This window comes from Nitrospira sp. Nam74 (genome assembly GCF_965152615.1).
The window spans coordinates 1845977-1864075 of the sequence record NZ_OZ224220.1; the positions used below are offsets into that span (position 1 = coordinate 1845977).

Genomic DNA, 18099 nt, shown 5'->3' on the forward strand with positions numbered 1-18099 from the left:
GGATGAAGGCGCTGGGAAAAGTCTATTTAGTGGGGGCGGGACCGGGAGATCCCGAGCTGTTGACCTTGCGCGGGAAAAGATGCTTGGAACAGGCCGATGTGGTGGTGTACGACTATCTAGCCAATCCCGCGCTGCTTGTGTATGCGCCAGAAAGAGCCGAACGTGTCTATGTCGGCCGGCGCGATCGGGGAGCCTATCAAGATCAGCAGGAGATCAATCATCTGCTGATCGGGAAAGCACGGGAAGGACACGTTGTGGTTCGCTTAAAAGGGGGCGACCCCTTTGTCTTTGGTCGCGGCGGAGAGGAAGCCGAGGCTGTGGCTGAGGCGGGGATCCCGTTTGAAGTTGTGCCCGGCGTCACGTCTGCCGTCGCGGTCCCCGCATATGCTGGCATTCCAGTGACGCATCGCACGCTGGCGTCGACGGTCGCCTTCGTGACGGGTCACGAAGACCCGACGAAAGGGACATCCAGCATGGAGTGGCCGCGCCTCGCGTCCGCGGACGGCACGCTTGTTTTTTTAATGGGAATGAAAAACCTGCCGGCTATCGTTGAGCGTTTGACAAAGGGGGGCAAGTCGATCGAGACGCCGGTCGCCTTGATTCGGTGGGGAACACGATCTCACCAGCGGACCGTGGTCGGCACCCTCGATGATATCGTCGAGAAAGCGGAACAGGCTCGAATGGAACCTCCGACGATTATTGTGGTGGGGCAGGTCGTACGGCTCAGAGACCAGTTGAACTGGTACGAGACTCGACCGCTCTTCGGGAGGCGCATTCTTGTCACGCGGGCACGCGAGCAGGCCGGAGAGTTGTCCGCGTTGCTTGCAGAATATGGCGCCGAACCCGTGGAGTATCCGGTCATCCAGATTGTTCCGCCGGAAAGTTGGCACGAACTCGATGATGCGCTCGTCGATTTGAGCCGTTATCATTGGCTGGTGTTCACCAGTGTGAACGGCATCCGTCCGTTTATGGAACGACTACAGAGTAAAGGGCAGGATGCGCGCGCGCTATCAGGTCTCCGGATCGGCTGCATCGGTCCGCGTACCGCGGAGGAATTGGCCCGCTATGGGCTGAACGCCGATCTTATTCCGGCGCAGTTTCAGGCGGAGGGACTCATTGAAGCTATGACGCGAGCAGGCGTGTCAGGCCGGCGTGTCCTCATCGCGCGTGCGGCGGTCGCGCGGGACATTTTGCCGGATGAACTGCGGGCCGCGGGTGCCGAGGTCCACGTCGTGACGGTCTATCGGACTATTCGACCTCTCGGTGAGGTGAAACAATTGAAGGACCAACTGGCAGCGCGTGACCTTCATATCATGACCTTTGCCAGTTCTTCCACCGTGCGCAATTTTTGCGCGCTGTTCTCGAACCGGGATGAGATGCGCAAACTGACATCGGGCGTGGCGGTCGCCTGCATAGGTCCGATTACAGCGCAAACCGCCGAAGAAGAAGGGTTGCCTGTGACAATTATGGCGAAAGACAATACCATTCCAGCGCTCGTCGAGGCGATCGTTCACGAGTTTCATCAATTGCCATCCAAACATACATAGGGAGATCACGTATGGTTCCTGTCAAATCATTCATGGTTCCAGCTGAAAAGTTCGTTACCGTGGACCGCGATACCGATGTCCGGAAGGCTGCTGAAATTATGCGGGACCGGAATATTGGAAGTTTGTTCGTGAGCCGCGGGAATGAAATTGTCGGTATTGTGACGGATACGGATATGGTGAGGAGAGTCGTCGCGGTGGGCGGCGACCCATCCCATAAGGTAATCGAGCAGATTATGTCGGCGCCTATCATGACTATCGAAGAAAGTAAGACTCTGCTGGATGCGAATGATTTGATGGCACGGGAGCATCTTCGTCATTTGGGCGTCACGCGGAACGGCAAATTGGTCGGCATGATATCCGTCAGGGACCTGGTGGTCTTCTTGACCAATCTTCCCAGGAAGTAGCATGGCCTTTCCTCGTCAACGATTGCGACGACTCCGGCAGAATGAGTCCTTGCGGCGGCTTGTTCGCGAGACAACGCTCTCCGTCTCGGATCTCATTTATCCGATGTTCGTGACGACCGGACGGGACCGGCGCGAGGAAATTAGCTCCATGCCAGGGCAATACCGCTGGTCGGTGGATCTGCTGGTGAAGGAAGCGACAGACGTCAAGTTGTTGGGCATCCCTGCCGTCATCCTGTTCGGCATTCCGGATCGAAAGGACGAGCGGGGCACCTCTGCGTATGATCCTCACGGGGTTGTGCAGGGCGCGATCCGGGCGATTAAGGATCACGTGCCCGACCTCCTCGTCATGACCGATGTGTGCATCGATGAATACACGTCGCATGGACACTGCGGTGTCGTGAAGGACGGGCGCATCGTGAACGATGACACGCTCGACTGTTTACGTGAAATGGCACGCACTCATGCTGAGGCGGGAGCGGACGTCGTGGCGCCGTCCGATATGATGGATGGCCGGGTGGGCGTCATTCGCGATGAACTGGATCGCCATGGGCATACCGAGATCCCGATCATGTCCTATGCGGCCAAGTACGCGTCCTGTTTTTATGCGCCGTTTCGCGAAGCCGCCGACTCGACCCCCAAGTTTGGTGATCGCCGGTCCTATCAGATGGATGTGGCGAACGCGCGGGAAGCGTTGCGCGAAATTGATCTGGATATCGAAGAGGGGGCCGATATCATCATGGTCAAGCCCGCTTTGCCGTTCCTGGACATTATTGCCGCCGCGCGCGCGCGCGGCGGGTTGCCGATCGCGGCCTATCAGGTCAGCGGGGAATACAGCATGATCAAAGCGGCGGCCCAAGCCGGATGGCTGGACGAGTCGCGAGCGATGATGGAGTCCTTGCTATCGATCAAGCGGGCCGGCGCCGATATGATTCTCACCTATTTCGCAAAAGAGGCCGCACGAGCATTGAATGATTGAGCATTGAATGAAGGTTACCAGAAGCCTGACGCATCATCACATCGCGACGTATCCTGTTCTGACGATCGGCAACTTTGACGGTCTTCATCGCGGACATCAGGCCCTTCTCAAGTCGGTCGTGCAGACGGCCGCCGACAAGAGGGGGACCGCCTCGGTCCTGACGTTTGATCCGCATCCCATCACCATCTTGTCTCCCGGTACGCCTCTCCGGCTCTTGACGACGATGGAAGACAAGTTGGCCCGTTTAGAAGAGGCGGGGGTCGAGCACGTCTTCTGTATTCCGTTCGACAAGGCGTTTGCGGCCCTCGCTCCTGAAGAGTTTGTCTTCAAGATATTGAGAGATCAGATCGGCGTGAGGGAGTTGTTCGTAGGGGAGCAGTTCGCCTTCGGCGCAGGCAGAAGTGGGCGTATGGCGGATCTGGTCCGATTGAGCCATACGGCTGGTTTTGTCGTGCATGCAGTCCCTCCCATTCGTGTCGACAGCGAAATCGTCAGCTCCACCCGCATTCGCATGATGGTGCAGGCAGGGGAGGTCTCCCGTGCGGCTCGGTTTCTTGGTCGACTGTATGATTTGGTCGGCACCGTTGTGCCCGGCGAACAACGAGGCCAATCCATGGGCTGGCCGACCGCCAACATCCGTTTACCGGACCATCGGGTGACCCCGGCGGATGGAGTCTATGCGACCACCGCAGTGTGGAAGGGCCGAAGTATCGATTCCGTCGCCTATATCGGCACGCGTCCTACATTCGGTAACGGCGAGCGTTTACTGGAAGTGTATCTGCTTGATGAGCGGATCGACCTCTACGGGCAAGAAATAGCAGTCCGCTTCGTGGAGCGACTCCGTGGGGACCGGTTATTTGCCACAGGTGAAGAGCTCTCACGGCAGATTGATGTCGATGTGCTGCGCGCGCGTGACGTGTTGAAAGCGGCCGCCAATCCGGTTGTAGATTCGCAGGTGTCTTAAGTATGGCGCCATCTGTTCATACGACTTCTCGGCAGGCAGGGTTTGTGCGCCGCGTGGCTGAGGCGGTTAAGAAACAGCGCCTCATGGAGCGTGGTGACCGGATCGTCGTCGCCGTGTCCGGCGGCCCTGACTCCGTGGCGCTGCTTTCGATCCTACATGCGCTGGCCCCGTCCTGGAACCTGTCTTTATGGGCGGCCCACTTCAATTACGGTCTTCGTGGCAGAGAGTCGGATGATGATCAGGGTTTTGTGGCGCGGCTGTGTGAACGCCATCACATCCCACTTATTTGTGAACGCCTGGCACTGACTGAAGAGGTGTGCAAGGGACGTTCATTACAAGAAGCGGCACGTGAGACGAGGTATGCGGCATTGTTGCGAGTGAGCGCATCTTGTGAGGCCAACAAGGTTGCCGTTGGCCATACGCGCGATGATCAAGCAGAGACGGTCGTCATGTGGTTGCTTCGAGGGTCGGGGGCTACAGGGCTTTCAGGCATGCCGTCCCTGCGCCTGCCGTTCATTCGCCCTTTGCTGGCTGTCGGCCGCACGGACGTACTTTCGTATTTGAGTGAGCAAGGGTTGGAGTTTCGGGATGACTCGAGTAATGCGAAGCCGATCTACCTCCGCAATCGGGTGCGACACGAAGTGCTGCCGTTGCTCAAGCAATTCAATCCGGCCATCCTCGATGTGTTGACCCGGCAGGCGGACATTCTTCGTGAGGACAGTCGCTGTCTTGATGACATGGCAGAGCAGCAGTGTGCTCGTGTAGCTCAAGAGGAGAACGACCATGGATGGGTTGTCGACCGTACCGAGCTGCTTTCCCTACATGTGGCCGTGCAGCGGCGTGTCGTTCGGAAACTCGTCCAGCGCACCACTGGGGTGACGCGCGGCCCATCCTATGCGGCCGTCTCCCTTCTCTTGGAGCGCGTGGTACACGGAGATTCCGGCTCCCGTGCAACGCTCAGACATGTAAATGTCAGCCGGGAATATGACAAAATCGTGTTTCAGCCTCTCGGCGGCATGCCGGGTGGGACGATAGGGACGCCGGCGCCATCAGCCGTGCTCCCCGTTCCCTTCACCGTGTCCTGGTCTCTCACCGGCCAAAGGCTTAAGGCGGATTTGGTACACTGCTCTCAATCGGAGCAGATGTGGTCGAGGTTATCACCGATGCAGGCCATGTTGGATGCTGATTCCTTGACGTTAAACCTTCAGGTGCGCGCGTGGAGACCGGGAGATCGTTTTCATCCCTTCGGCCTCGAAGGCCATCAGAAGAAGTTGCAAGATTTCTTGGTCGATCTTAAAGTGCCGAGGTCGGCGCGGCGGCGCATTCCGCTGGTCGTCGCTCCGGAAGGAATTGTATGGGTTGCAGGATATCGCACCGATCACCGGTTTCGCGTGATGGAGTCGACACGACGTGTCCTACGCCTCACGCTATTGGATGGCGAAGGTAGGGAGCTCGAATAATGGATCAAATATTCGGAAGGCCGATCGTCACCCAAGAACAGATGCGGATGCGCATACGGGAATTGGGTCGACAGATCACTATGGATTATGCCGGCAAGGATTTGATTCTCGTCGGGGTGCTGAAAGGGGCCTACGCATTCTATGCCGACTTGGCCAGAGCCATCCGGATCCCCATGCGCGTGGATTTTCTCGTCGTCACGAGTTATTCGGGAAAACCGAAAAGTTCGGGAAAAGTGAAAATGGTGACTGACTTAACCGAAGACATCGCGGGACGCGATGTGCTGTTGGTCGAGGACATCGTCGATTCCGGACTGACGGCTCAATATCTTGTCAGTACGCTGCTCAGGCGCAAACCGAAGTCAATTAAAATCTGCTCCCTGCTCAGCAAACCGGAACGTCGTGAAAAGAATGTGTCCATCGACTATGTGGGATTTGAGATTCCGAATAAGTATGTGGTGGGCTACGGCCTTGACTATCAACAGAAATATCGTAACCTTCCCTATTTGGCTGTGTTAGATACGGTGGATGATGACGGGGACGGTGAATAAGCCGTTCTTGTCACATTTTCAAACTGTATGTTAGAATCCTCTGTCATTTTGTCTCTAGCAAGGTTTACACCAGTCTGATAGGGCGTCGAGGAGGAGTTGGATGAATTCTCGGGTAAAAAATCTCCTATTCTGGGTGGTTGTAGGGCTCTTCATGATTTTGCTCTTCAACCTGTTTAGCGTCCCGACCCATGCACCCGAGGAAGAGGTGATTTTCAGCGATTTTATGGCGCAACTCGACAAGGGTGAGATCACCAAGGTCATCATTAAGGCCAGCCACATCAGTGGGATCCTGAAAGACGGGACACGGATCCGTACCTATTCGGCCGAATATCCTGACCTCGTCAAAGTGCTGCGCGAGCGGAACGTTCAAATTGAAGCGAAGCCGCCGGATGAAAGCCCCTGGTACATCACGTTTCTTGTGACGTGGGGACCGTTTATTTTGTTCTTGGGTCTATGGTTTTTCCTCATGCGGCAGATGCAAATCGGCGGAAACAAGGCGCTGTCGTTCGGCAAGAGTCGCGCTCGGATGCTGACGGAGGAGCGCAAGAAGATCACGTTTTCGGATGTAGCCGGAATCGACGAAGCGAAAGAAGAAGTGTCCGAGATCATCGATTTTCTCAAGGACCCGAGAAAGTTTCAGAAGCTCGGAGGGCGGATTCCGAAAGGAGTTCTCATTGTAGGACCTCCGGGAACAGGCAAGACATTGCTGGCGAAGGCGATTGCCGGTGAGGCCGGCGTACCTTTTTTCAGCATCAGCGGCTCTGATTTTGTGGAAATGTTCGTCGGCGTCGGAGCGTCTCGCGTCAGGGATCTCTTCGAGCAGGGGAAGAAACATGCCCCCTGCATCATCTTCATTGACGAAATCGACGCCGTCGGTCGGCTGCGCGGTGCCGGCCTTGGCGGAGGGCACGATGAGCGTGAGCAGACATTGAACCAGCTCCTAGTGGAGATGGATGGCTTCGATACGACCGAGGGGGTAATCCTGATAGCCGCCACTAATCGTCCGGACGTGCTCGATCCGGCGCTGCTGCGGCCTGGTCGTTTCGACCGTCAGATCGTCGTCAATCGCCCGGATCTCAAAGGGCGCACGGAAATTCTGAAAGTGCACACGAAGAAAGTGCCGGTGGCCGGCGACGTCGAACTCGAGAAGATCGCCCGCGGGACCCCCGGTTTTTCCGGAGCGGATCTTGAAAATCTGGTGAACGAGGCGGCTCTCTGGGCAGCCCGACATGATAAAAAGGTCGTCGAGATTGCCGACTTTGAAAATGCAAAAGACAAAGTGTTGATGGGCGCAGAGCGGAAAAGCATGGTGCTGACGGACGAGGAGAAACGGACCACGGCCTATCATGAGGCGGGCCATGCCCTAATGGCCAAACTGCTGCCCGGGACGGATCCCGTGCATAAAGTGACGATCATTCCGCGCGGCCGCGCGCTCGGCGTAACCATGCAATTACCGACCGATGATCGACACAACTATTCCAAAGACTTTCTCTATAACAATCTTGCCATTCTGCTGGGCGGCCGAGTAGCAGAAGAACTGGTTCTAAACCACGTCACGACAGGGGCCGGTAACGATATCGAGCGGGCAACCGATCTGGCCAGGAAGATGGTCTGTGAATGGGGAATGAGCGAGAAGCTCGGTCCACTGACGTTCGGCAAGAAAGATGAAGAGATTTTTCTGGGCCGTGAGATTGCCACACGACGCGATTTCAGCGAGCAGGTGGCGATTGAAATCGATCACGAAGTCAAACGATTGGTCGTCGAGAACTATGAGCGCGCTAAAAAGATGCTCACCGACCACATGGCGACTCTCAGGGCGCTGGCCGAGGCGCTGCTTGAAAAAGAAGTGCTTGATTCACCGGAGATTGACCTGATTATCAAGCAACACGCTCCACAAGTTGTTCCTATTTAAGAGTCTGAGTCACCGGGGCATTGAACGTTCCTGTTCTCTGCCAACGCTTCTCCATTATGCTTGCCCGGATGCACAGCGTCCGCACTCTCCTGCCATAGGACCGCCATGCCTACGGATACATCCGCTTCAGGAACCTTTGTGCTCAGTGGGCGCGTGTTGCCGCTTGCCGACCGCGTCCACATTATGGGCGTATTGAATGTGACCCCTGATTCTTTTTCTGATGGCGGGCGGTATGTCAATCTCGACGCCGCCGTCGCTCATGCATTCAGCATGGTCGAGCAAGGGGCGGACGTGCTTGACATTGGTGCAGAATCTACGAAGCCGGGTGCTGTACCGATCGATGAGGAAGAAGAACGCCGCCGATTGATTCCTATCGTACGGGCCATTTGTCGGCAGACAACCGTTCCCGTGTCGGTCGACACTACAAAAGCCTCAATTGCTCGGCAGGCGCTGGACGTGGGTGCCGCGTTGATCAACGATATTAGTGCCTTGCGTTTCGACGCGCGTATGGGCGACGTGGTGGCTAAATCCAGCGCGGGTCTGATCTTGATGCACATGCAGGGAAATCCTCAGACCATGCAGGACGCCGCGCAGTATACCAACGTGGTTGAGGAAGTCCGGCAGTTTTTGAAGACACGTTTGGATGCGGCGGAAGAAGCGGGCATTCATCCGAACAGAATTCTGCTTGACCCCGGCATTGGTTTCGGAAAGAATTGTCAGCATAACCTCGTATTGCTGGAGCGACTCCGCGCGTTCCACGCGCTCGGTCGTCCTCTTGTGGTTGGCGTCTCCCGCAAAGCGTTTATTGGAAAGATTCTAGGCCGACCAATCGAGGAACGGCTTATGGGCACGGCAGGCGCCGTGGCCGTCGCCGTGATGAACGGGGCACGGATGGTGAGGGTGCATGATGTCGCCCCAATTCGTGATGTCATCAAAATGATCGAAGCGATTCGAGAGCACCGGCAATCAGCCGGCGCGGACACTGAACGCTGACAGCCAGGAGAAACATGCGCAAACTATTTGGAACTGATGGGGTCCGGGGCGTCGCGAATCTCGAACCGATGACCAGCGAGACGGCGATGAAGTTGGGGCGAGCTGCCGCGCATCTCTTCAAGCGCCGTTCGGGCCGGCATCAAATTGTGATCGGGAAGGACACGCGGCTCTCGGGGTACATGTTGGAGTCGGCGTTGACCTCCGGAATCTGTTCTATGGGTGTTGACGTTCTCCTGGTCGGGCCGCTTCCTACACCTGCGATTGCATTCCTCACTCGAAGTCTACGAGCCGACGCCGGAGTCATGATTTCCGCATCCCACAATGCCTATCAGGATAACGGCATCAAGTTTTTTGCCAATGATGGATCGAAACTTCCAGACGACATTGAACTGCGCATCGAAGACCTCATCACATCAAATGAGATCGAACACCTGCGCCCCACGGCCGACGAAGTCGGAAAAGCGTTCCGTATTGATGATGCCGAAGGCCGGTATATAGAGTTTGTCAAGCGGTCGCTTCCCCGACAACTGGACTTCCAAGGATTGCGTGTCGTCGTTGATTGCGCGAACGGGGCGGCCTATAAGGTCGCACCCAAAGTGCTGCGCGAGCTCGGTGCCACAGTCTGGGTCATTGGCGATAAGCCGGATGGGACCAACATCAATGCCAAATGCGGCGCCGTCGACCCGCAATGTCTTCAGGAAGCCGTGGTTGAGCATGAGGCGCATATTGGCATTGCCCATGACGGCGATGCCGATCGTTCCGTCTTTGTCTGTGAACAGGGCAAAGTGATTGACGGTGATCATGCCATCGCGGCGCTTGCGTTGGATTTGCATCAATGCGGTCAACTCAAACGGCACACGTTGGTGGGGACCGTGATGAGCAATTTCGGCCTGGAATTGGCGATGGCCAAGGCGGGTATTACGTTGGTCCGGACTCCGGTCGGCGATCGATATATTTTAGAGCGGATGATGGCAGAAGGCTACAACCTCGGTGGCGAACAGTCCGGGCATCTCATCTTTCTTGACCACAACACCACCGGAGACGGTTTGATTTCCGCACTACAAGTGCTGTCGCTGATGAAACGGACCGGTCGTGCTCTATCCGATCTCGCCCGGTGCATGTCTGCTGTGCCCCAAGTATTGCTGGGGGTGCCGGTTAAGCAAAAGCCGGATCTTTCTACATTGCCGGACGTCCAGAATGCCATCAAGGCAGCGGAACTTAAACTCAATGGCACCGGCCGTGTCCTCGTCCGCTATTCCGGAACTGAGCCCCTGCTCCGAATCATGGTGGAAGGCGAACAAGATGCAATGATCCGGTCAGTAGCGGACGATCTCGTCGGAATCGTTCGCACTCATCTCGGCTGAGTCCACGGCTCGCCGACGCACCATGCTGCCTCCGCTCACTGCGGCTTTTCTCTCCGGACTGTTGTTAGGATCCTTCGTTCGTTACCTTCCTCTTCTGATCGTCTTCGTTCTCATGGTTGCCGGCGGTGTCTTGACGTACCTCGAAGGGAAAGGAAGGCTATCGTGCCGCCATGGGGCGCTGCTATATGGCAGTCTCTTAGGCGGAATCGTGTATTGGTCCGTCTTTCTGTGGCTGACGTCTCCTGGGTCCGTCGCACAGGTTGCCTCGAGCGATCCGATTGCGTATCAAGGCACCATTTGCGAACCCGTTCGCCATGGACCCAATCGGGCCGTCATCGTTCTGTGCGTGCCCGTACACGACGCGAATCAATTTCATGGGCGTGTGCGTCTCACGTGGAGAGACCCGGACCATTCTCTGGTTCAGGGAGAAAAGATTTCCGTCATCACCCGGCTCCGTGCTCCATCCGGAATGATGAATCCCGGCGGATTCGATTATGGCGCTTACCTGGAACGGGAGGGGATCGATGCCGTCGCGTCGGTATCCGGACCGGGCCGCATCACAGTGCTGGCTTCAACGACGGACGATCCACCTTGGGTGCCATGGCGAACGATCGATGAGTGGCGGGACCGGATTCGGCAAGGGGCGGTGGGTTCACTTCACGGCGCGGCGTTAGGATTGTACCTCGGCATGATTATTGGCGAACCCGATTATATTTCTCCAGAGATCCGCGATATCTTCATGGCGACCGGTACGGTACATATCTTGTCGATCTCGGGATCGCATCTAGGTCTCATTGCGCTGGGATCTTTCTTTGTCATTCGTCGTGGCTGTCGCTTGTTACCCTCGACCTGGCTGCTCAGTCTTTCTCGCTACACAACGCCGACTCGCTTGGCGGCTGCGCTCACCGTCCCACCCGTTGTCTTCTACACGCTCTTAGCAGGAGCACAGGTCGCCACCGTCCGATCACTGGTGATGATTCTGCTGTTTTTATTGGCGGTGTGGTTGGGCCGCGACAGCAACATGCTCCTGACATTGGCCGTCGCCGGCTGGCTCATTCTCTTGCACGATCCCCAAGCCCTCTTTGATATTTCATTCCAACTGTCGTTCCTGTCCATCTTGGCGATTGGGCTTGTTCTGCAAGGAACCCATCGCGATGAGGAAGATGATGCCGTGAGGCCTTGCCGCACCGACCGGTTCCGGAAGTGGCTACGAAGCTATTGCTGGATGACGGGCGGCGTGACGTTGGCGACGGTGCCCCTCGTCGCCTATTATTTTAACCAGGTCCCCTGGGTCGGTCTTCTTGGCAATTTCGTCGTCGTTCCGATTGCGGGATTTGTGCTGGTCCCAGTAGGATTAGCATCGGGGATCTGGTATGTGCTCACGGGTAGCGAAACCTTTCCGGCGAGCCACATCAATCAAACCATCGGAGACGTGTTATTTCGTGTGGTGGAGGTCCTGGCCGGCATTCCACACGCGGAATGGCATGTTGCTTCGCCGAGTCTTCCGGCTATGGTGATCTTTTACGTGTGCCTCGCCATAGCTATTTGGCCCCTCGCGGGTGTATGGCTGAAGCGCGTCGGTGCCGCCATGGCGGTGCTCATCTTAATCGGATGGATGTGGTCGCCACGCCCCTCGTCCGACGGGGACACCCTGCGAGTAACCTTTCTTGATGTGGGGCAAGGTGACGCCTGTCTGATTGAATTGCCGGATCGGAAGGTCATCTTAATAGACGGGGGCGCAACCTATGAGACGCTGGATATCGGGCGTGCGGTCGTCGCCCCCTATCTATGGGATCGAGGGATCACACACCTCGATCATGTCATCGGCACGCATCCACAGCTCGATCACATTGGGGGACTGGCTTGGACCGTCAGACAATTTGCCGTGAGTCGGTATTGGCACAATGGAACGGCTCGCGAGGAAGCCTTCTATGCAAGGTTGCAGGAAGAGCTTCACGCACATCATGTACCGGAACAGATTGCCGAGGAAGGACAGATGGTCGTCGACACAGGGCCGTGCCGCATGCAGGTGCTCAATCCTCCCCGATCAAGCACGCCGGTGGCGATCGCCGGCAATCCGAGCAGCGGCAGCGTGCTGAATAACCGTTCGGTCGTGACGAGATTGGATTGCGGCCCGCATTCCTTTCTCTTTACCGGTGATATTGAAACGGGTACGATTGCGCGACTGCAGCATGATCGAGCCTTCAGCGGACGAGTCATCAAGGTTCCTCACCATGGGGCGCGTAGTTCGTTACACGAGGGATGGATTGCGAGCGCGCCATCCGAGGTGGCCGTGATTTCAGTGGGCCGAGTCAATCCCTATGGCCACCCGACAGAGCCGGTATTAGATGCGTACCGGCGTCAGGGGACCCATGTGCTGCGCACCGATCGAGACGGCGCTATCCAAGTTATTGCCAGACTCTCATCGCCCGGTCTGTCTATTCGATCAGCTCGTGGAGAGGTCATTCAGCCGGTTCTATTTGGACCCTCCATGCTCGCCGCCGAGCAGAATAATCTCATTAGGTTGTGGGAGCAGTGGGCGACCATGTAACAAAGAGTCTCGTGCACAAGGAATCGGTTTACCAACATCGGAATAGCAGAGGGAAGAGGCGAACCATGATCCCAACGGTTGAATGGAAAGACGGTGCGGTCAGGCTGCTGGATCAGAGCCGATTGCCGGAGCATGTAGAATTTCTCGACTGTCGCAATTATCAGTCTGTGGCAACGGCGATTCGAGAACTGCGCGTGCGTGGCGCGCCTGCGATCGGCGTGACTGCGGCAATGGGCGTAGCCCTCGGCGCGCAAGCGATCGAGACGGCGGATTACGATGCCTTCGTCAAAGAGGTAGGCAGGATCTGCGACCACTTGGCCGCGACAAGGCCCACCGCCGTCAATCTATTCTGGGCCATCGAAAGGATGAAGCAGACCCTGGCCTCATCACGGGGACGAAGGGTCATGGAGGTGAAGTCCGCGCTGGTCAAAGAATCGCAAATCATTCTCGATGAAGACATTGCAATGAACAAGGCGATGGGCCGGCATGGCGCCGCACTGATTCAGGATGGCCAGACGATTCTCACCCATTGTAATGCCGGTGCTCTCGCGACTGCCGGGTATGGGACGGCTTTGGGTGTTGTTCGTGCTGCATGGGAGCAGGGCAAAAACATTCGCGTTATTGCCGATGAAACGCGACCCGTCCTCCAGGGTGCGCGCTTGACCGCCTGGGAACTCATGCAGGACAAGATTCCGGTCACGTTAATTACGGATAACATGGCCGGCTCGATCATGCGCCAGGGCTTGATTCATGTCTGCGTCGTGGGAGCCGATCGGATCGCGGCCAATGGCGACGTCGCGAACAAGATCGGGACGTATTCCGTAGCCGTGCTCGCCAAGGCGCACGACATTCCGTTTTATGTCGCCGCACCGTATTCGACGATTGATCTCGCCACGCCATCGGGCAAGGATATCCCGATCGAACAGCGCCGTCCGGAAGAAGTCACCGCCATCTTTAACGGACCTATGATTGCTCCCAAAGGAGTCACGGTCTTTAATCCCGCGTTCGATGTGACGCCGGCCGAATACATCACGGCCATTATTACAGAGCGAGGCATCTTCAAACCTCACGAACTGGCGCAGGGATTTTGCTAGTCGGTTCCACACAACACGGTGCGACCGCATCTGGCGCTATCGGAAACCCTTGAACCGCTACCGCCCGTGTTACTATAATGTGCGTTCTACCACCTGATTCCTTGAACATTGGAGGATGAGAAGAATCATGTCGGAACAGACACTTGCGATTATCAAGCCGGATGCGGTGAAAAAGGACGCGATCGGGGATATTATCAGTCGTTATGAGAAGGCCGGCTTAAAGCCGATCGCCATTCGAATGATGCGGATGTCGAAACCGGTTGCGGAAGGGTTCTACGCGGTCCATCGACAGAGACCGTTCTTTGATAGCCTGACCACATTCATGGCGTCCGCTCCCGTCGTTGTGCTGGTCCTTGAGGGCAAGGACGCTATTAAGCGGAACAGGGAGTTGATGGGGGCGACCGATCCGGCAAAGGCCGCTCCGGGCACTATCCGCGCTGCGCATGGAACCAATATTGAATTCAACGCTGTCCATGGTTCTGATTCGCCGGAAACCGCACGCGTCGAGATCAATTATTTCTTTTCGTCGATGGAGTTAGGAGTATAGGTTGAACGCCTTCCCGTCAGGTGGGCCCTGGCATCGTATGAGCGTGGGACTACTTGTCGGGTTGGTGATGGCATGCGAGGTCGGTTGCGCCGGCCAGGAACCGTCGACCTCACAAAATTCTTCTCATTCTCCCGCCCTCATTCGCGCACAGGCTACCCAATACGCTCCGCCCGCACCTTCTGTGGTCACGGCCGAATCGACCAAAACGTTCAGAAGCGTCACGGCTTTAACCGTTGCACCGGAGGATGTACCTCCACTAACTGAACTGGAACGGTGGGTTCAAAGCCTCATGCACGGGGATATCACCATGGTAGTGGTCGATATCGGAACCAGCGCCGGCTCCACCCGCATTGCGTCCGAAGACGGTCGCCGCGCGAGCGGCATCTATTTCCGGTCGCAATGGGCGGATACGATCAGAGATATCTTTGGCGAACTCCTCCCGCTGGCGCATCAGCAGGGACTGTCCGTGTTTGCCGCCGTGTCGCCTCGCCGGATCAACTGGATCGATCCGACGCTTGGGTGGCTGGATCGTTCCTACGACACGGTCCATCGTCAGTTGCGACTGTCACCGTATTTAGATCTGTTCCATCCTGCCTTTCAGGAATATCTGGTCGGTTTATTGACTGACCTGGCAGATACCGGTGTGGATGGCATTCTATTTCGGAACGACGTGTCGCTTGGACCCTATGATGGATTCAGCGCGTTCGCCGTTCGAGGGTTTGAGCGTGATTTTCACACTCGAATGGATCCGGGTCAGTTCTTCACCGGGACATCATCGCAGCCATTTTCCGCTGAATATTGGCGTTGGGCCGGTTGGAAAGCGCGTGAACGGGTGAAGATACTCGAACGGCTAAGCCGTGCGATGCGCTTGCACGGAAACACACGCCATGTAGCGGTAGAGGTGCATCCCGAAGCCGTCACAGACCCTCGTGCGGCGCTCGTCAGATATGGAGAAGACTTGCTCGAAGCCAAACGCCGGTTTCAGTATTTTCTGCTGCGAGCCGCTTCTCAGGCCTCATCGCCCGGAGCCAACGGACGCCAGACCTCTGTGATTGTCGAGCAGATGAAGGGACTTTTGGGGTCTTCGGACCGAATATGGACGACCATGTCAGTCTCAGCGGACGACGCGGAGCAAGTAGGCATTTCATCAAGGACGCACCGCGAGGAACTGGGTAAGGACATTGGCTTGATTTACCACAAGAACTGAAATAAGCTCCGCTCTCTAGACAGGTTGGGGCTCATGTTGGAGGCCGTGACGAAGCCCGAACCGAACCTCGCCCTGAACGTTAACCTTGAGGACATGACTTATGGAACCGACTGATCTTCGTTACCATGAGGAACACGAGTGGATTCGCATCGACGGGAAGCAAGCGACAATGGGTATTAGCAATTTTGCTCAGGACGCCCTGGGAGATATCGTCTTTATCGATATGCCGAAAGTAGGATCAACGGTGGTCGCCGGGCAACAGATCGGCGAGGTCGAATCGACGAAGACGACCTCAAGTCTTTATACTCCGGTGAGCGGAAAGATCGTGAAAATTAATACCGAGCTGAAAGATCATCCGGAAGTCGTCAATGCCGATCCCTATGGCAAGGGATGGCTTGCGGTGATCGAGTTGTCCGACCCTGGCCAGGTCAATGGTTTGATGACGGCGGAGCAGTACGAAGCCTTCTTAAAAAAATGATGGGAAGCGAGAGCCGCACTCTCGTTTCAACATCTTGTAATGACGACCATCTCTAAGTCGTTCAATCACATATGTCAAAACACATTATTATTATCGGCGCCGGCCCTGGAGGTTATGTCGCGGCGATTAGAGCGGCGCAGCTCGGCGCACGGGTTACCGTGGTCGAGAATCAGGCTCTTGGCGGCGTGTGCTTGAACTGGGGATGTATCCCGAGTAAAGCGCTCCTGTCGGTCGTCGAATTGGGCGATAAGGCTAAGAAGGCGGGGGATTTTGGCCTAACGTTCCAAGGATCCGTGGGCTATGACTTGGGACGAATGGTTGCTAGGAAAAATAAAGTTGTCGATGGACTGGTCAAAGGTATTACGAGCCTATTTAAAGCCTGGGGCATTCAGCATGCTGACGGCCGCGGAGAGATCGTCGGTCAGCGGACGGTCAAAATTACCGCGCGAGATGGAAGCGAAAGCCGACTCGAAGGGGATGCGATCATCGTCGCGACCGGATCCTCATGGCCAAATGTGCCCATGTTTCCGATTGATGGCCAACAGATTATCACAAGCAAAGAGGCGCTCGATACCACGTCCATTCCTGCCAGCTTGTTGATCGTCGGCGGTGGTGTGGAGGGCTGTGAATTCGCTGCGCTCTATAGTGGGATGGGAACACAGGTGACCATCGTTGAACTTCTTCCACGCCTTCTGCCATTGGAAGATGAAGAGATGTCATCCATGATGGCGCGTGAACTGGCGAAGCGGGGAGTCACCGTTCAGACCGGCACGACCGTAGAGAAAGTGGACCGCGGAGCCTGTGTCCGTGCGGCGTTAAAGGATGGAACGGTCGTCGAAGTCGAAAAACTTTTGGTATCGGTCGGGCGCGGGCTCAACTCAAAAGGTGTCGGGCTGGAAACGGTCGGCGTGCAGGTCGGCAGGCGAGGGGAAATTTTAGTGAATGCTCGTATGGAGACCAATGTGCCCGGCATCTATGCAATCGGCGATGTTGTGGGCAAAGGCATGCTTGCGCACGTGGCATCGGCGCAAGGCAAAGTGGCCGTGGAGAATATCCTGGAACATCCACGGCAGATCGATTACCGCGTCGTGCCGGCTGGGATTTTTACGCTGCCGGAAATCGGTCGGGTGGGGCTGACGGAGCGGCAGGCGAGGGAAGAGGCGCACGCACGCGGCGATAATCCCGAGACGGCCGTCAAGGTAGGGCGGTTCCGCTACGCCGGGTTAGGGAAGGCACAAGGAACCGGCGATACGACAGGGCTGTTTAAGATTGTGAGCGACGCCAAGACGGGTGAGATTCTCGGCGCGCATATCATGGGCGCCCATGCCACGGATGTCGTGCATGAAGTCGCACTGGCCATGCAGCTGCGAGCGAAGGCGATCGATATTGCGGATATGATCCATGCACATCCGACCTTCTCCGAAGGGATCATGGAAGCGGCCGAAGACGTGGATGGGATGGCTATTCACTTGGCGCGCAAGCGGCAATAATCGCGATCAGTTGTCAGTGAGGCTGACTGCTGAGAGCTGATGGCTGAGAGCTCTACCATGTTCAAATCCCTTGCCATCAAGGTCGGAATGCTGGTGGCCACCGTTGTCCTCGTCCTGTGGATTGGCTGGCCGATACAGCCCGAGCTAGTTGCGCCGCTCATTGTCCGGTCGGTCGAAAAAGGCGAGCAGACGGCCGTGCAACCGGTGACGTCTGTTCCCGCTCCTCAGCGCATAGTCACGACGCTGTCGACCGTTCCAACGGCTGGACACTCGCAGAGGACCCACGGGAAACTCGATCTCAACCGCGCCACGGCAGAGCAACTACAACATCTGCCCGGTATAGGACTGGTGCTGGCCCAGCGGGTGATCGAACAGCGAACGACCCATGGACGGTTTCACGCCGTTGACGATCTGAGAGAGGTGAAAGGGATCGGCAAGAAACGCATGGATCAATTGCGGCCGCTCATCATGGTAGATGAAGTCACGAAGGTGGAGACGAAACGAGATGCCGGACTCAAAGCAAAGGCGCTCTAATGAGGACAATCAGTGAGTGAACTGACTCGA

Annotated in this window: 16 protein-coding genes; all 16 read left to right on the top strand. The window is 56.6% G+C overall.

What is annotated here, in order from left to right; all coding sequences use genetic code 11:
- Positions 1-2: 2 nt before the first annotated feature.
- A complete protein-coding gene (gene cobA, locus ACWHYZ_RS08890; RefSeq protein WP_447986918.1) occupies positions 3-1547 on the top strand; it encodes a uroporphyrinogen-III C-methyltransferase in 1545 nt (514 codons plus the stop codon).
- Between the two features lie 11 nt (positions 1548-1558).
- The gene (locus ACWHYZ_RS08895; RefSeq protein ID WP_447986919.1) at positions 1559-1951 is read left to right on the top strand and encodes a CBS domain-containing protein; all 393 of its coding nucleotides are present in this window, start codon (positions 1559-1561) and stop codon (positions 1949-1951) included.
- A 1-nt stretch (position 1952) separates the two neighbouring features.
- Positions 1953-2927, top strand: coding sequence for a porphobilinogen synthase (gene hemB / locus ACWHYZ_RS08900; protein WP_447986920.1), 975 nt, complete (start codon positions 1953-1955; stop codon positions 2925-2927).
- Between the two features lie 7 nt (positions 2928-2934).
- Positions 2935-3891: a bifunctional riboflavin kinase/FAD synthetase gene (locus tag ACWHYZ_RS08905; RefSeq protein ID WP_447986921.1), complete on the top strand. Its 957-nt coding sequence runs from the start codon at positions 2935-2937 to the stop codon at positions 3889-3891.
- Positions 3892-3893: 2 nt separating this feature from the next.
- Positions 3894-5351, top strand: a complete 1458-nt coding sequence (tilS, locus tag ACWHYZ_RS08910; RefSeq protein WP_447986922.1) for a tRNA lysidine(34) synthetase TilS — start codon at positions 3894-3896, stop codon at positions 5349-5351.
- Complete coding sequence (hpt, locus tag ACWHYZ_RS08915; RefSeq protein ID WP_447986923.1) at positions 5351-5899, top strand: hypoxanthine phosphoribosyltransferase; 549 nt, start codon at positions 5351-5353, stop codon at positions 5897-5899. The genes tilS and hpt overlap by 1 nt, the downstream gene beginning before the upstream one ends.
- Before the next feature lie 100 nt (positions 5900-5999).
- A complete protein-coding gene (gene ftsH, locus ACWHYZ_RS08920) occupies positions 6000-7811 on the top strand; it encodes an ATP-dependent zinc metalloprotease FtsH (RefSeq protein WP_447986924.1) in 1812 nt (603 codons plus the stop codon).
- Between the two features lie 105 nt (positions 7812-7916).
- Positions 7917-8804: a dihydropteroate synthase gene (folP, locus tag ACWHYZ_RS08925; RefSeq protein ID WP_447986925.1), complete on the top strand. Its 888-nt coding sequence runs from the start codon at positions 7917-7919 to the stop codon at positions 8802-8804.
- A 14-nt stretch (positions 8805-8818) separates the two neighbouring features.
- Positions 8819-10168 carry a phosphoglucosamine mutase gene (gene glmM, locus ACWHYZ_RS08930; protein ID WP_447986926.1) on the top strand — a complete coding sequence of 450 codons (1350 nt, stop codon included), beginning with the start codon at positions 8819-8821 and terminating at the stop codon, positions 10166-10168.
- A gap of 22 nt (positions 10169-10190) precedes the next feature.
- Entirely contained in the window at positions 10191-12719 is a 2529-nt protein-coding gene (locus tag ACWHYZ_RS08935; protein ID WP_447986927.1) for a DNA internalization-related competence protein ComEC/Rec2, read from the top strand.
- 65 nt (positions 12720-12784) lie between these two features.
- Entirely contained in the window at positions 12785-13813 is a 1029-nt protein-coding gene (gene mtnA, locus ACWHYZ_RS08940) for an S-methyl-5-thioribose-1-phosphate isomerase (RefSeq protein WP_447986928.1), read from the top strand.
- A gap of 124 nt (positions 13814-13937) precedes the next feature.
- A complete protein-coding gene (ndk, locus tag ACWHYZ_RS08945) occupies positions 13938-14360 on the top strand; it encodes a nucleoside-diphosphate kinase (RefSeq protein ID WP_447987545.1) in 423 nt (140 codons plus the stop codon).
- Between the two features lie 37 nt (positions 14361-14397).
- On the top strand, positions 14398-15567 hold the full coding sequence (locus ACWHYZ_RS08950; protein ID WP_447986929.1) for a hypothetical protein: 1170 nt from the start codon (positions 14398-14400) through the stop codon (positions 15565-15567).
- Between the two features lie 100 nt (positions 15568-15667).
- The gene (gcvH, locus tag ACWHYZ_RS08955) at positions 15668-16045 is read left to right on the top strand and encodes a glycine cleavage system protein GcvH (RefSeq protein ID WP_447986930.1); all 378 of its coding nucleotides are present in this window, start codon (positions 15668-15670) and stop codon (positions 16043-16045) included.
- 71 nt (positions 16046-16116) lie between these two features.
- Positions 16117-17535: a dihydrolipoyl dehydrogenase gene (gene lpdA, locus ACWHYZ_RS08960; protein ID WP_447986931.1), complete on the top strand. Its 1419-nt coding sequence runs from the start codon at positions 16117-16119 to the stop codon at positions 17533-17535.
- Between the two features lie 39 nt (positions 17536-17574).
- The gene (locus tag ACWHYZ_RS08965; RefSeq protein WP_447986932.1) at positions 17575-18069 is read left to right on the top strand and encodes a ComEA family DNA-binding protein; all 495 of its coding nucleotides are present in this window, start codon (positions 17575-17577) and stop codon (positions 18067-18069) included.
- Positions 18070-18099 lie beyond the last annotated feature (30 nt).

Excerpts from the sequence above, each read along its gene's own strand:
- mtnA (WP_447986928.1), top strand. The coding sequence starts at position 12,785 with ATGATCCCAACGGTTGAATGGAAAGACGGTGCGGTCAGGCTGCTGGAT.
- gcvH (WP_447986930.1), top strand. The coding sequence starts at position 15,668 with ATGGAACCGACTGATCTTCGTTACCATGAGGAACACGAGTGGATTCGC.
- lpdA (WP_447986931.1), top strand. The coding sequence starts at position 16,117 with ATGTCAAAACACATTATTATTATCGGCGCCGGCCCTGGAGGTTATGTC.
- ACWHYZ_RS08905 (WP_447986921.1), top strand. The coding sequence starts at position 2,935 with ATGAAGGTTACCAGAAGCCTGACGCATCATCACATCGCGACGTATCCT.
- tilS (WP_447986922.1), top strand. The coding sequence starts at position 3,894 with ATGGCGCCATCTGTTCATACGACTTCTCGGCAGGCAGGGTTTGTGCGC.
- hpt (WP_447986923.1), top strand. The coding sequence starts at position 5,351 with ATGGATCAAATATTCGGAAGGCCGATCGTCACCCAAGAACAGATGCGG.
- hemB (WP_447986920.1), top strand. The coding sequence starts at position 1,953 with ATGGCCTTTCCTCGTCAACGATTGCGACGACTCCGGCAGAATGAGTCC.
- ACWHYZ_RS08935 (WP_447986927.1), top strand. The coding sequence starts at position 10,191 with ATGCTGCCTCCGCTCACTGCGGCTTTTCTCTCCGGACTGTTGTTAGGA.
- folP (WP_447986925.1), top strand. The coding sequence starts at position 7,917 with ATGCCTACGGATACATCCGCTTCAGGAACCTTTGTGCTCAGTGGGCGC.
- ACWHYZ_RS08950 (WP_447986929.1), top strand. The coding sequence starts at position 14,398 with ATGAGCGTGGGACTACTTGTCGGGTTGGTGATGGCATGCGAGGTCGGT.
- ftsH (WP_447986924.1), top strand. The coding sequence starts at position 6,000 with ATGAATTCTCGGGTAAAAAATCTCCTATTCTGGGTGGTTGTAGGGCTC.
- cobA (WP_447986918.1), top strand. The coding sequence starts at position 3 with ATGAAGGCGCTGGGAAAAGTCTATTTAGTGGGGGCGGGACCGGGAGAT.
- ACWHYZ_RS08895 (WP_447986919.1), top strand. The coding sequence starts at position 1,559 with ATGGTTCCTGTCAAATCATTCATGGTTCCAGCTGAAAAGTTCGTTACC.
- ACWHYZ_RS08965 (WP_447986932.1), top strand. The coding sequence starts at position 17,575 with ATGGCTGAGAGCTCTACCATGTTCAAATCCCTTGCCATCAAGGTCGGA.
- glmM (WP_447986926.1), top strand. The coding sequence starts at position 8,819 with ATGCGCAAACTATTTGGAACTGATGGGGTCCGGGGCGTCGCGAATCTC.